Origin of the sequence: Microcoleus sp. CAWBG58 (assembly GCF_020883045.1) — a bacterium.
Taxonomy (GTDB): domain Bacteria; phylum Cyanobacteriota; class Cyanobacteriia; order Cyanobacteriales; family Microcoleaceae; genus Microcoleus.
The window spans coordinates 1-12,882 of sequence record NZ_JAHRFA010000027.1 but is presented as its reverse complement, the minus strand read 5'-3'; the positions used below and the strand labels follow the sequence as shown (position 1 = coordinate 12,882).

Here is a 12,882-nt window from a genome sequence, read left to right as displayed (position 1 = left end):
AGATTTTTATGAATGAACCGCATGGTAGAGGGTGCAGAGGGTGCAGAGGAGGAGAAGAGAGAGATTAAGCAATCATTAATTTCAATAAAATCTGAATATTTAGCAAAACAATTTAAGTTTTTTTAAATGAGTAGTTCACTGACAGCTACGCTAAAACCTACAAGTACCCTTTGAGTGTTAACAACTTCATCTGCGTTAAACAACAGCCAGCGTTCCCCTGCATTTACAAATATCAATCTCGCTTCAGGAAACAGCAACCAAACTTCTAAACATCCCGATGCCAAATATTCTTGACCTTTTGCAAATAACTCTTCGGCACTATCTTCAGGAGATGCAATTTCTGCAATGAGTGGGAAGCTTTGGGAAAATGATGTAAAATTTCCTGATGGTGGCAAAAGTTCAGGAGTGATGTAAGCGACATCGGGACGGAGACCATTTTTGCCAGTGTAGCAAAGTATTTCGGTAATAACTTCTCCTCCCTGTCCGCTGGAATTTTTATAATTTCTCCAGTCAGTAGCTAGATTAACTTGAGCGAGACCGTGTTTGAATGTCATTCCTGTTTTCTCTACTAAGTTGCCGTCAACCCACTCCATTTTATCACGAGGTCTGACTAAAAACTTTTCTAGAGGTATGACTTTATGGGAGTCTGATTTTGGCTGATTTTCTGCTGTATTTACTGATTTTGACGGCGGTTCTGTATCTAATTTTTGGTCGGCATTTTTAGGTATAGTTGTAGTAGCTGTCACGATCGCAACCTCTCTTTGAATATTTTAAGTTTACAGGAGATTAGCCTTTGATGACTGGATTAAATAAGGTAACTTCTATGATACTATCAAACCGTTTTTCTGAAGCCCTCACCTATGCCGCAGAATTGCACGCAACTCAAATCCGCAAAGGTTCCGGCGTTCCCTATATCGCTCATTTGTTGGGTACTGCTAGTATAGCTTTGGAATACGGGGCTTCGGAAGATGAGGCGATCGCAGCTTTGCTTCATGATGCGATCGAAGATCGAGGTGGCCCGCCTACCCGCGAAGCCATCCGCAGCCGCTTTGGCGATACTGTGACAGCAATTGTAGACGGCTGTACCGACAGCGACGCGACGCCCAAACCCCCTTGGCGCGATCGCAAACAAGCTTATATCGATCGCATTCCTCAAGCTTCCCACTCCGTCAGATTGGTCTCGGCGGCTGATAAACTTTATAATGTGCGATCGATCCTGAAAGATTACCGTGAATTAGGAGACTTAGTTTGGGAGCGCTTCAAAGGCAAAAAAGATGGTACTCTTTGGTATTATAATGCTTTGGTAGTAGCATTCCGCCAAGCTGAATTAACGCCGATCGTTGAAGAATTAGACCGCACAGTTTTAGAATTAAACAAGCTTTCCGAAGACAAAAGGTAAAAGCTATAGGACTAAGACCAACTGGCACATATGGTAAGGTGCGTCAGATCTGAAACCCTAGATAATCATTGTATAACTTCGTCTGACGCACCCTACAATTCTAACAAATAACTAATAACTACTAACAAATAACAATGGCAAATGTTCGCTTAGAAAATATTACCAGACGCTACCAAAATGTCACCGCGATTGAAAACATCAGTTTCAAAATCCCGGATGGAGAATTTTGGGTGTTAGTCGGGCCATCCGGCTGCGGAAAGTCTACAATTATGCGGACAATTGCTGGTTTGGAAACTGCAACTTCTGGCAATCTTTATATTGGAGATAATTTAGTTAATAACATTCCGGCGAGACAGCGCGATGTCGCAATGGTGTTTCAAAATTATGCGCTTTACCCGCACATGACAGTCGCCGAAAATTTGGCTTTTGGATTGCGGATGCGGAATGTCGATCAGAGTAAAATTCAAGCACGAATCGAAATTGTAGCCCGATCGCTTTCGATCGATCACCTCCTCAACCGCAAGCCGAAACAGCTATCAGGCGGACAGCAGCAGCGGGTAGCACTCGGAAGGGCGATCGCCCGCGAGCCCAAAGTATTCCTTTTAGACGAACCGCTTTCTAACCTCGACGCCCAACTGCGAGACGACACTAGGGCCGAACTCAAACAACTCCATCAAAGGCTGGGAATTACCACAGTTTATGTCACCCACGACCAAGTGGAAGCGATGACTTTAGCTGATAAAATTGTAGTTTTAAATGGAGGCAAAATTCAGCAAATCGGAGACCCGCAAAGCATTTACGCTAAACCGGCTAACCGGATGGTTGCCACATTTTTAGGCAATCCTGCTATGAACATTTTACCTGCAATTTATGCTAACGAATCTTTTCAGGTAGGAAGTCAATCTTTAGCCTGTCCGCCCTCGATTCATAAAAGATTGCAGGCGAAAGAAGGACAAGCATTTGATTTGGGAATTCGTCCAGAAAGTATAGAAATCTTTACGCCACAAACAGCAGAAGAGGATGATTTCAATAGGGATATTTGGGCTTTAGAAAAAGTCCCTCTCGATGTAGAGGTAAAAGTAGTGGAACCTCTGGGGCGAGAAATTTTAATCCGGGCGAGTTTACCTGCGTTGGGTGCTGAAACTACTGTACAGTTACAAGTACCGGCGGGTGTTCGCTTGCGTCCGGGCGATCGGCTGACGGTACAGCTTGACTTCGATCGACTATTTATTTTTGACCCATCCACCGGCGAGGCGCTGTATCCCTAACCGCATTAAATCTCAAAGATCAAAATAGATTTGATTTATGCACTTGCAACCTCAGAAACCCGGTTTCTACGAATATTTCTCGTTTCTCGTTGCAAATTTTTCTCAGAAACCCGGTTTCTAGCCCCGGCTTTGGGCGATCGCACTCCCTAACTCCTGTTCCATCTCAAATCTCAAATCTCAAATCTCAAATCGCTCGACTGTTCCATCCACAGGCTAGGTGTCAGTCTTCTTCACAAAACTTTACACTTGACGTTTCGGAATTTACGCAGTAATGATAGAATGATTGTATTGCGAAAAAAAATCATCCCCCTAAAGGCGTACTTTTGTGAACGGGCATCGCGACCAACAACTTCGCATCTGCGCTCGAAAAGCGGCAATCCCGCCGCATAGGGATTAACTGGCGAACCAAAAACTCCGAAAAACTTTCTAGCGGCATTTCTTAGATGAATCCCGATAACCTGCCTCAAATGCTGCAAACTGGATTTCACCTAACTTTAGGTGCAACTTCCTTTTTACTTGAGACATTGCAAGATCCTCAGAAGCGAGAAGAAAATCTGGACAAACTTCGTCAGTCGGATTTAAGTCCACTAGCTTCGGAGTTGTTGGAAAAAGGAGAAATGACCGATCGAGAAGCCCGTAATTTTGTCGATACTATTTTCTCTCAACCAGGCGATCGGGAGAATGCACGCAGCGAGGAATCCGGATCGACACAGCAATCGGATACAGCAACTGACACTCCTCCCGAGTTGGTTGTACAGCCTGATGTAAAACTAGAGATTCAAGAATTAACTGCACAGATGGCAGCGCTGAGGGCCGAATTGGAAAATTTGCGCGCCGAAAATTCCCATGATTAAAGAATTAAGCATCTTTAACACAGCCGGAGTTTAGTTGGAAACAACTTATTGAAGAGAACTAAACTTTAGTCGTTATCCCAGTTTTCAGTACCGATTAAGTCGGCGATGCGATCGCGCAACAAGAAATCGCATTTTTCCAATTCTCCTTCTACGCAAGCCCATTCTCGGGGCGGAATGAACTGACACAGTGTGTAAATAGGCTGTTGCCTGCTGAGTACGCCTTCATGGACGAGGTGGCGTGCTTCGTCTTGGATAACATCTAAAGAGTATTGGATTCTGATAGTTGACTGAATCATAATGCGCCCTCAAGGTTTTACTACTAAAAAATTATGGCCCTGTTAATAATATAATCCAAACTTAGGATTATGGAAGTTAAATTTTTTTCTGTATACTGAGATACTGTTTGCCGATTAATTTGAAAAACTTATAGAGATGATGAGGGAGCAATGGGATCTGCCTGGGGATTTTGAGGGGTGGCAGATGTTGCAGGCTAAGAGGCGAATCTACGGCAAAGCTTTATTCAGGACTTAGAAAGTTGCGACAGATTCCCGGTTTCTGGATGCTGCGCCGCAAAAGCAAAATTTCTGACAGAAACCGGGTGGATCGATTTAAGTGCTGGTGAAGCCAAGGAAAGACTTGGCAGTCTGGCAGATCAAGCATTGCCCGTTTTGTTAATGCCGAATAGCAACTCTACAGTGAGAGATTGCGCTGCGGGCATTTGTCCGAAACAAAATATATAAGGAATAGTCGGAGGCAAGTGTGGCAAAAATTGTTCTAAAACGTAGGGGCTTCCGTAAACTACCACAGCTTGCAGTTCTCCCGTCTTTAATAAATTTTTAAACCAATCTTGAGCCGCTTGGGTTAACCCTGCACTACCTCGGAAGCAATTGCCCCGAATGAAAATTTGCAGCAGTGTCGGAGAAAAATGCTCTGCGCTTGAATTATGACTCAAATCGCCTGTCCGATCGTCAATTAGTTGCAATTCGTAACCAAACTGTTCGGGAATCGCGATCGCCGGGGTGTGTTTTCCCAAAAACTCGCAACCCAAAACATCATCTACAACAATCAAATTCCGCAAAATTTGCTTTTCCGAGGTTTTTTTAGCCACTAAAGGCAAAGCGCCACCAAATTTTAAAGAATCTCGCAAAATATCGGCAGCCGTCGCCCTTGCCTCTGCTGTTGCCAGCAAAATTAAGTCGCTAGAACTACCCCCCTTGCTCAGAGGCGGTTGAGGCGGGTCGAATTTGGGATTTGTGGCTGTTTGGTCGATCGACAAACCCACCTTAATTTTCGCTTTCCAAATTCTCTTGACAGACTCTTTGATTTGTGATATATCGAGTCGCCCTTGAGTGACAGCTTCGCAGACAGCCAGAATCGCCCCTTCCGGGTCAAGCGGCATCAGCAAAACATCAGCACCAGCCTCAGCCGCCAAAACAGCAGCTTCATTAGCGCCGTACTTATTGGCGATCGCGCCCATCACCAAAGCATCAGTCACAATCAAACCATCAAATCCCAACTCTTGGCGCAGCTTTCCGATCAAAATTTTGCGAGAAAGAGTAGCCGGAAACTCGTCATCCCAAGCCGGAATCAGCAAGTGAGCACTCATCACAGCATCCACCCCGGCGGCGATCGCCCCTACAAAAGGAGGCAACTCAATCTGGGCCAATCGATCGGGCGAATGCGACAAAACCGGCAATTCCAAGTGAGAATCAACCGCCGTATCTCCGTGGCCGGGAAAATGCTTAGCCGTAGTCAAAATCGGGTGTTCGCCTGCGCCGCGAATAAAAGCACTTGCCAATTTGCTGACAATTTCCGGTGTCTCGCCAAAAGCGCGGACGTTAATCACAGGATTGTCAGGATTGTTGTTAACATCGACCACCGGTGCGAGAATCCAATTGAGACCGATCGCCCTAGCTTCGATCGCAGTCACAGCGCCCATTTGTTCCGCATAGCGATCTGCTTTACCCGCATCGTGCCGCGCAATTTCAGCAATAGCCATCGGCGGCCCGAACCAAGTCGCCCCGGCGAACCGCTGGCCGACACCTTCCTCAATATCGGCAGCCAGCAGCAGCGGAAATTTTGCCCAAGACTGCAATTGGTGCGATCGAACGGCCAATTCCGCAGCACTTCCCCCGACCAAAATCACCCCACCCACGCCCAAATTTTCCAGATAATAGCGGAGTTTGTCGGCCGTTGGTTCCCAGGCCCGATAGCGAATTTGGTGGTCAAACAAGTAGCCTGAAGCGCGCACCACGAACATCTGGGCTACAAGTTCGGGTAAGGAAAGATTGTCAATCATGGGAAATTGGGAATTGGGAATTGGGAATTGGGAATCGGGAATCGGGCATTGGGAATTGGGCATTGGAATCATAGATTTGGACACTCGCATTACATAATTCCAATGCCACCGGATTTGAGATTAATCCTCGTCTTCTTCTAAATCATCATCATCATCATCATCATCATCATTGGTCAATTTTTCGCCATCATCCGTCAATTCTTCGTTGTCAAACATACCTGGTTTGCGATCGGCAGAAAGCTGGTTCAGCAAGATCAGCATTTTATCACCCCGTTCCAAAGAACGATCTTCAAGAAATACCACTTCCGGAGTCCGGCGCAGTTGTATCCGGTGGCCTAGCTGGTTGCGGACGTAGCTAGTGGCAGATTTCAAACCTTCCATAGTCTCGGCCTTCGCCTCATCAGTACCGTAGATGCTGACAAAAATCTTTGTATGCTGAAGATCTCCGGAAACAATTACGTCGGTAACGCTAACCATACCCGCACCTACACGATCGTCCTTAATGCCGTTGAGCAACATCAGGCTGACTTCCCGTTTAATCATTGAAGCTACGCGCTCAATGCGACGACTTGTAGCCATAGCAATTATTCCCTACCTCTTCTATAACATACCTATCGGCTGTTTTTATCCCGATTGACAATTGTAGCGCGATCGGTGTCAAAATCCATGTAGTGTCCCGTGCCACCGGAAAGCTAAACTCATGCGATCGACAACTCTCGAACAACTATCTGCTGCTGATGCCGAAGCCATCCTAGAATACCTTCCCGAACGAATTCGTGCAGCCCCGATTGCCCGTGAGTAGTGAAATTGAATATGCGATCGAAATTGTTGTGTCCAGGCCAATTGCTAGCTTCCTCGATAGCGAAGCACTTAATTTTGCCGATTGCAAACCGGGGCGCGTTCAACAGTTGACAGTTGACAATTGACAGTTGACAGTTGACAGTTTGAGAGCGACCTCTACCTATAAGTCAGAGGATTGGAGTTGAATAGTCTGATTTTCATTTCTCGGACTCCGGCGGGCGGCTTTCAACCAATTCTTTCTCGTAACTAAAGAATCTGAACTTGAAATCAGAGAGTTTATGAATCAAACAATCGCCACGCAACACCTTTCGACCGAAGCTATTGATCGGTTGGTCGATTATTTGCCTGACTATATAAAAGCTGCCCTCTTGTCCAAGTCCGCTGAACTTGAATGTCCTCTCGAAGCCACAATCGAAATGGCAATCTCTAGCTTTTTAGAAGAAGAATCTCTTAGCTTTGAGGATTGTTTGCTGGCTAAACGCATGAAAGATACTGTCTGAAATTTCAGAGATATCGATCGCACTCCCAGTTAAGCTTAGGTTATGCCGATCGCCAATAAAAACATAAAAACTATGGATAAAGAATTTACCATTGGTCAAAAAGTCCGAGTTGTGGCGATGCCACCTTTCGTGAAAACTGCCGAACCGATGCCGATGCTGCGGCCTGCGAATGTAATTGCGATCGGGGCCCAGGGTGTTGTGATCGATCGGCGTCCCGGCAATTATTGGGGCATTCGCTTTGAAAAAGGTGCTTTTCTCTTAGACAGTCAGTACATTGAAGCTGATATCAGTTGACAGTTGACAGTTGACAGTTGACAGTTGTAAATGAGAATTGGCAATAGGGAATTGATAATGGGGAACTTTCAACCAATAACCAATAACCAATAACCAATAACTACTGACCACTGTCAACTATTCAAGAAGCTAACTTGGTCTCAAAACCCAAAGAATCAACCGAAAATTCCCCCAAAACTTCCTCTACAATAGGAGAGCCAAAATTACAACTTTGAGGCTTTCCCAAATAATAACCTTGAGCGTAATCTACCCCAAGTTCCTTGAGTTTATCCATAACTGCTTGACTTTCCACATACTCGGCAATAGTTTTAATTCCCATGGCGTGGGCAATTTTGGTAATAGCTTCCACCATGACAATATCAATAGGATTCTCGGCAAGATTTTTAATAAAATTGCCATCTATTTTGATATAGTCAACAGGCAAATTTTTTAGGTAAGCAAAAGAAGACATCCCGCTACCGAAGTCGTCCAAGGCAAACTGGCAGCCGAGTTCCTTCAGTTTCCAGATTAAGCAGGCTGCTTTGCTGAGATTCGCGATCGCCACGGTTTCGGTAATTTCAAAACAAATTATTTCCGGCGGTATTTGATAGATAGAAAACTGCTCTTGAATAAAGTCGATGAATTTTTCTTCGTTAAGGCTGTCCCCAGAAAGGTTGATTGCATAAAGGCTGGGATGTTTTGTAAATGAAGCTTGTGAATTAGACAAGGAGCAGCAAGCAGGCAAGGTAGCTATTTTATTGCTGTCTGCGCCGGGGTTTTGGACTAAGAGATTTGCCGTGAAAATTTGAGATAAATTGCTAAATAAAGTGCGAATTACCCAGCGATCGATCGCGTGCATCAAGTTGTAGCGTTCGGCAGCCGGGATAAATGCCATTGGTGAGACTAACTGACCGTTCTCAAGCTGGAGGCGGAGGAGGATTTCGCAGTGGGTGCCGGTGGTGGGGAGCTCTCGCAAATGTACGATCGGCTGAGAGTACAACTGAAAGCGATTCTCTTCTAAAGCTTGATTGATTTCGACCGCCCACTGGGTTTCGCCGTGCTGTTTGATTAATTCCCGATCGCCCGCTTGATAAACCTGCACCCGATTGCGGCCTTTATTTTTAGCAGCATAGCAGGCTAGATCGGCCGCGCTCAACACCGCAGAAGTCGATACTGTTTTGGGATTAATTGCCACCAAACCGATACTGACGCCGATCGCAAAAGTTTTGTCCTGCCACGCAAACCGGAATTCCTGAATGTTTTGCAGTAGCAATTTTGCAACATCTAAGCCCTGTTCTGGCGGACAATTGTACAGGAGTACAGCAAACTCATCGCCGCCCAGACGAGCCAAAATATCTGTTTTGCGGATATTGCTTTTAAGTAGCTGGCTGACTTGGCGCAGCATTTCGTCGCCTGCAACGTGACCGCTGGTGTCGTTAACTATTTTGAAGCGATCGAGATCCAGGTAAAGCATCACGTGTTCTTGACCGTAACCTTGAGAACTGTGCAGGGCGTGTTCTAGCTGGTACTCAAATTCGTGACGGTTGACCAATTGCGTCAGCGGGTCGTGAGTTGCCTGCCAGGTGAGTTGTCGCGCTTGAGTTCGCACTTGGGTGACATCTCGAAATACAACGACGGCCCCGACAATTGTGCCGTTACTGGCGTGGATGGGGGCGACACAATGGTCGATCGCAAATTCGCGGTTGTGGCGTGCAATCAGCAAGCTGTTGTGTCCTTGGTCAACAATCCGACCTTCGTACAAAGCAATTTGGGCGATATTTTCGATCGGCATCCGAGTAGTTTCGTCAACTATTCTCAACACGCCCGCTAGGGGCAAACCTTTAGCTTCTGAGGTTGACCAACCCGTGAGTTTTTCGGCAACTGGATTGAGGGTAGAAATGTAGCCGTGGCTGTCAGTAGCGATTACTGCATCGCCGATCGATTGTAGGGTAACTTGAGCTAGTTCTTTTTCCTTAAAAAAAGCTTGTTCCATGCGCTTGCGATCGCTAATATCGCGCTGCACGGACACCCAGTGAGTCAGGTTTCCCGACTCGTCAGCAACTGGTACGCTGTTGAGTTCCACCCAATAAGTGGAACCATCTTTGCGGTAGTTGATCAATTCCAAGCGCAGGGGTTCTCGGCGAGAGAAAGCGCGGCGAATTTTGGCAACTTGAGCGCCATCGCTGTCGGGCCCGCGCAGACAACTCGGTGTTTGGCCGATAATTTCTGCGGGCCGATAACCGGTCATTTGGGTAAAAGCTTCGTTGACATAGATGATGGTGGGATCGGAGATATCGCTGTATCCCGCATCCATAATCACGATCGCGTCGTTAGCGTTAACTACGGCAGATTCTAACAGTTGCAGCCGCACCTCTGCCTGCTTGCGGGTAACGATTTCCTGTTCCAGTCGGTTGTTAGTCAAACTCAGAGATGCGATCGCTTTTTGCAATTCGCTAGTCTGTTCTTGGACGCTGGCGTGCAAAATATCGATCGCCCCGGACATTTCCATCGGGTCAAGTACCCCCAGCAAGGTGCTTTGAGTAACTATTCCCAGCAGTTCTCCGCCTTGCCCAGTGACTAGCAACCTCCGGACTAAACGCTGCTGCATTTCCTGATGAGCCACCCACAGCGAGTCTTCTGGCTTGAGACTAAATAAGGGGCTACTCATTACAGTTTCGGCGATCGTCTGCGACAAATCTATATCTAAAGCTTGAAATTCGACAATATCCCGTTCCGTGACTATGCCTACAGGAATTGGGAACGACACATTCATCGATAATTCTGTTGGCGCTGTAATTACCACGCAGCTAACGCGGTGCTGCGCCATCAACTCGGCTAAACTGATAACTGACGAGGTAACAGGCGCTTGAATAACTTGTGCAGTCATTACTTCTTTCACCTGGCGCATTTTTAAGATATTTGCCGGTTGCACCATCCCTTGGCGAATGCTTTCTGGCGTAATTACTCCTAAAAGTTGACCGTCACTGTCTAATACTGGTAAATGGTGAATGCGTTGTTGCCCTAACAGAATTAAGGCGCTAAAAATGTCTCGATCTTCACCTTTCGTCAGAGTTGCTGTCGGCTGCTGCATAACTTCTGCGATCGTCACATTTTTTAAGTTTTTGCCAGATGCAATCAAATCGACGAGATCCCTCTCGGTGAAAATTCCTTGCAATTGGGAATTTTTAGCAGATTGCGAGTCAGATTTTTCGGGCGATTGTTCGACGACAAAGACGCAGATACCTCTGGCGTCTCTGAGGGCGCTTGAGGTAACGGGATTTGGGATTTCTGTGAGTTGCGGGTAGATATCGGTGGGTGGAATGTCTGGGTTTATAGAGCAACTTCCGCGCCGTTGGCCCATCAGGGTAATTACCTCTGCTAATGGGGTATCGGGCGCAACTGTCAAGGGGGAGCGGTCAATTACTTGATCTAAAGTCGGCAGATGCTTGGAGGAATCATTTTTTATCATAGGATTTAATTCATTTTGGCGATCGCGCGTTAACTCTGCAACCTTGCTAAAAAGCGCTGCTTTCCAATCAATATGTGGATTTTGACAGCGCTGCTGACACGTAATTAAAATTTTTTCTTAAAAATGCACCCCGAACTTAGGCTGGGAAGCTGGCCGATGACGGCTCTGGCTCTACCTATAAAGTTATAACCATATCTTGATTTTAAATGTAAATTTTCTGTCCCGTGACAGTTTTATTATAAATAATGTATTTCTAGGGAACTTTTTGGCAGATAATTAACTCATACGATCGTCCATCGCAGCGGTAATTATATCCATCTTCGGCAAGAGACGTATGTTCGCTGTCCTGGCTAACCTAGAAAAGATTACTACAAAAACAGACCGTATTAAGTTCGGCAGTGTTAAGTTTTACGATATTAAGTTTTGCGAGCTTTTCTAGACCACCTGCCGGTTGCGGAGGATAATGAATATCACAGCAGGTCTGTGAATTCGATCGCAAATTTGCGAAAACGACCGTGGTAAGCTTGTAGATATAAACAGAAGAACTTAAACATCAAGTCTGGGGAGGAAAAGGGATTATGAAACGCCATTTACTAGCCACAACTTTTTTAATTGCTCCCCTACTGTTTGCCGGGCCCGCTAGCGCTGCAAATCCCGCTCAGGTCAAGCAGCTACTCTCCACTGGGCAATGCTTTGGGTGTGACTTGTCAGGAGCAAATTTGGCGGAAGCTCATTTGATTGGTGCAGATTTGAGAGAAGCGAATTTGCAAGGCGCAAACCTCTCCTATGCTAACCTCGAAGGCGCTGACTTGACCGGCGCTAACTTGAGGGGTGCCAACTTAACCGCAGTTTTCCTGACTAACGCCAGTTTAAATGGCGCAGACCTCGATCGGGCAAATCTGACAGCCGCCATCATCAACACCGCTGACGTATCAGGCGCATCAATGGAAAATATGGTCATTACTGATGCCAAAATCTACAATACCCAAATCGGTGTAGGCGGCAGCTACGACCAGTAAACTCATGTTGTAAAGAATGCAAACAGGCAATTTTCCGTTAAAAAACCCGGTTTCTGACTAGAAACCGGGTTTTTAATTGATTCGCCGTATTTGGATCCAGGTGCTAAATTAAAATTAGTATTGCTTTAATACTTATAATTTTAATAAAGTTGTACAGTACAGCCATGTCTAAACGACTTAGGATCTCAAATTAAATAATTTACACTTTTGAAAGTGGGATGGGCGTCCCGCCCGTCTTTCGTGGACGGGCGGGACGCCCATCCCACAAGAACAATGAAATTGTAAGTTATTTAATTTTCATTCCTTACCATTGCCCAAGCACAGCAGCAGCTTCCCAATCTCATTCAAGAACTCACCGATGGGCCGATCGCGATCACTCAAGATGGTGTTCCCGTTATGGCGGTAATCAGCTACAACCATTTGACTGAACTCCTCGAAGCCTTGGATATTCTCACCGATATTGAATTCGTTACCAAACTTCGCCAAAGCATCGCCCAAGCAAGCGAAGGCAAAACTGTTTCCTGGGAAAATGCTAAAGCCAAACTGGGACTATGAAAGGCGAAGCAAATTCAATCGAATACGAGATCCAACTTACGCCGTTGGCACTAGAAATGTTGGCGGAAGTCAAAGATAGACGAGAATAGGAGAAACTGCGCGATCGCATCGATCGACTCAAAATAGAACCAGAGAAGCAAGGCAAAGCTCTTGTTGATAACTTATCTGGATTTCGCAGTATCCGAGCCGTTGGACAGCGCTATCGCATTGTTTACAAAGTCGAGCAAGAGCGAGTTATGGTTGTTGTTGTAGGACTTGGGAGACTTCAACAGTTGACAGTTGACAGTTGACAGTTGACAGTTTGAAAGCGACCTCTACCTAGGGCTTGCTGAATAAGCCTAGAACCCTTGCCTGAAAAGGCTTTGACTTGTGTTCGGTGCCCATCAAGTGTAAGACTATGAGGTAAAATTAGTCAAAAGCCATGCACAGCAGCACTTTCGTTCAT

General features: G+C 45.9%; 14 protein-coding genes. 9 read left to right on the top strand and 5 right to left on the bottom strand.

Going from position 1 to position 12,882, the window contains the following annotated elements:
* Nucleotides 1-122 precede the first annotated feature (122 nt).
* Complete coding sequence (locus QZ918_RS14165) at nt 123-746, bottom strand: Uma2 family endonuclease (protein WP_293336065.1); 624 nt, start codon at nt 744-746, stop codon at nt 123-125.
* Between the two features lie 77 nt (nt 747-823).
* On the opposite strand from QZ918_RS14165, the gene QZ918_RS14160 reads away from it, so the two are divergent.
* From QZ918_RS14160 to QZ918_RS14150, 3 genes are all read left to right on the top strand, one after another.
* Nucleotides 824-1,399: an HD domain-containing protein gene (locus tag QZ918_RS14160; protein WP_293336063.1), complete on the top strand. Its 576-nt coding sequence runs from the start codon at nt 824-826 to the stop codon at nt 1,397-1,399.
* Nucleotides 1,400-1,533: 134 nt separating this feature from the next.
* The gene (locus tag QZ918_RS14155) at nt 1,534-2,667 is read left to right on the top strand and encodes an ABC transporter ATP-binding protein (RefSeq protein WP_293336061.1); all 1,134 of its coding nucleotides are present in this window, start codon (nt 1,534-1,536) and stop codon (nt 2,665-2,667) included.
* Between the two features lie 443 nt (nt 2,668-3,110).
* The gene (locus QZ918_RS14150) at nt 3,111-3,521 is read left to right on the top strand and encodes a hypothetical protein (RefSeq protein ID WP_293336059.1); all 411 of its coding nucleotides are present in this window, start codon (nt 3,111-3,113) and stop codon (nt 3,519-3,521) included.
* 65 nt (nt 3,522-3,586) lie between these two features.
* Here QZ918_RS14150 and QZ918_RS14145 read toward each other — a convergent pair whose 3' ends face one another.
* The 3 genes from QZ918_RS14145 to rbfA form a co-directional block, all read right to left on the bottom strand.
* Nucleotides 3,587-3,817: a DUF4327 family protein gene (locus QZ918_RS14145; RefSeq protein ID WP_293150704.1), complete on the bottom strand. Its 231-nt coding sequence runs from the start codon at nt 3,815-3,817 to the stop codon at nt 3,587-3,589.
* A 356-nt stretch (nt 3,818-4,173) separates the two neighbouring features.
* Nucleotides 4,174-5,820, bottom strand: coding sequence for a glycoside hydrolase family 3 protein (locus QZ918_RS14140; protein ID WP_293336160.1), 1,647 nt, complete (start codon nt 5,818-5,820; stop codon nt 4,174-4,176).
* A 120-nt stretch (nt 5,821-5,940) separates the two neighbouring features.
* Nucleotides 5,941-6,399: a 30S ribosome-binding factor RbfA gene (gene rbfA, locus QZ918_RS14135; protein ID WP_293150699.1), complete on the bottom strand. Its 459-nt coding sequence runs from the start codon at nt 6,397-6,399 to the stop codon at nt 5,941-5,943.
* A gap of 215 nt (nt 6,400-6,614) precedes the next feature.
* On the opposite strand from rbfA, the gene QZ918_RS14130 reads away from it, so the two are divergent.
* The 3 genes from QZ918_RS14130 to sipA all read left to right on the top strand — a co-directional run bounded on the left by QZ918_RS14130 (nt 6,615) and on the right by sipA (nt 7,415).
* Complete coding sequence (locus tag QZ918_RS14130; protein ID WP_293336042.1) at nt 6,615-6,746, top strand: hypothetical protein; 132 nt, start codon at nt 6,615-6,617, stop codon at nt 6,744-6,746.
* Nucleotides 6,747-6,899: 153 nt separating this feature from the next.
* Entirely contained in the window at nt 6,900-7,121 is a 222-nt protein-coding gene (locus QZ918_RS14125; protein WP_293336040.1) for a hypothetical protein, read from the top strand.
* A 72-nt stretch (nt 7,122-7,193) separates the two neighbouring features.
* Complete coding sequence (sipA, locus tag QZ918_RS14120; RefSeq protein ID WP_293150690.1) at nt 7,194-7,415, top strand: regulatory protein SipA; 222 nt, start codon at nt 7,194-7,196, stop codon at nt 7,413-7,415.
* A 121-nt stretch (nt 7,416-7,536) separates the two neighbouring features.
* Here the strand turns inward: sipA and QZ918_RS14115 are convergent, their stop codons facing one another.
* Nucleotides 7,537-10,863, bottom strand: coding sequence for an EAL domain-containing protein (locus tag QZ918_RS14115; protein ID WP_293336038.1), 3,327 nt, complete (start codon nt 10,861-10,863; stop codon nt 7,537-7,539).
* Between the two features lie 578 nt (nt 10,864-11,441).
* Here QZ918_RS14115 and QZ918_RS14110 point away from each other — a divergent pair.
* The 3 genes from QZ918_RS14110 to QZ918_RS33110 all read left to right on the top strand — a co-directional run bounded on the left by QZ918_RS14110 (nt 11,442) and on the right by QZ918_RS33110 (nt 12,727).
* A complete protein-coding gene (locus tag QZ918_RS14110) occupies nt 11,442-11,882 on the top strand; it encodes a pentapeptide repeat-containing protein (protein WP_293336036.1) in 441 nt (146 codons plus the stop codon).
* A gap of 396 nt (nt 11,883-12,278) precedes the next feature.
* Nucleotides 12,279-12,437, top strand: a complete 159-nt coding sequence (locus tag QZ918_RS14105) for a hypothetical protein (RefSeq protein ID WP_293336034.1) — start codon at nt 12,279-12,281, stop codon at nt 12,435-12,437.
* 95 nt (nt 12,438-12,532) lie between these two features.
* Nucleotides 12,533-12,727: a type II toxin-antitoxin system RelE family toxin gene (locus QZ918_RS33110; protein ID WP_367275346.1), complete on the top strand. Its 195-nt coding sequence runs from the start codon at nt 12,533-12,535 to the stop codon at nt 12,725-12,727.
* Nucleotides 12,728-12,882 lie beyond the last annotated feature (155 nt).

Excerpts from the sequence above, each read along its gene's own strand:
- QZ918_RS14160 (WP_293336063.1), top strand. The coding sequence starts at position 824 with ATGATACTATCAAACCGTTTTTCTGAAGCCCTCACCTATGCCGCAGAA.
- QZ918_RS14155 (WP_293336061.1), top strand. The coding sequence starts at position 1,534 with ATGGCAAATGTTCGCTTAGAAAATATTACCAGACGCTACCAAAATGTC.
- QZ918_RS14150 (WP_293336059.1), top strand. The coding sequence starts at position 3,111 with ATGAATCCCGATAACCTGCCTCAAATGCTGCAAACTGGATTTCACCTA.
- QZ918_RS14145 (WP_293150704.1), bottom strand. The coding sequence starts at position 3,817 with ATGATTCAGTCAACTATCAGAATCCAATACTCTTTAGATGTTATCCAA.
- QZ918_RS14140 (WP_293336160.1), bottom strand. The coding sequence starts at position 5,820 with ATGATTGACAATCTTTCCTTACCCGAACTTGTAGCCCAGATGTTCGTG.
- rbfA (WP_293150699.1), bottom strand. The coding sequence starts at position 6,399 with ATGGCTACAAGTCGTCGCATTGAGCGCGTAGCTTCAATGATTAAACGG.
- QZ918_RS14125 (WP_293336040.1), top strand. The coding sequence starts at position 6,900 with ATGAATCAAACAATCGCCACGCAACACCTTTCGACCGAAGCTATTGAT.
- sipA (WP_293150690.1), top strand. The coding sequence starts at position 7,194 with ATGGATAAAGAATTTACCATTGGTCAAAAAGTCCGAGTTGTGGCGATG.
- QZ918_RS14115 (WP_293336038.1), bottom strand. The coding sequence starts at position 10,863 with ATGATAAAAAATGATTCCTCCAAGCATCTGCCGACTTTAGATCAAGTA.
- QZ918_RS14110 (WP_293336036.1), top strand. The coding sequence starts at position 11,442 with ATGAAACGCCATTTACTAGCCACAACTTTTTTAATTGCTCCCCTACTG.
- QZ918_RS14105 (WP_293336034.1), top strand. The coding sequence starts at position 12,279 with ATGGCGGTAATCAGCTACAACCATTTGACTGAACTCCTCGAAGCCTTG.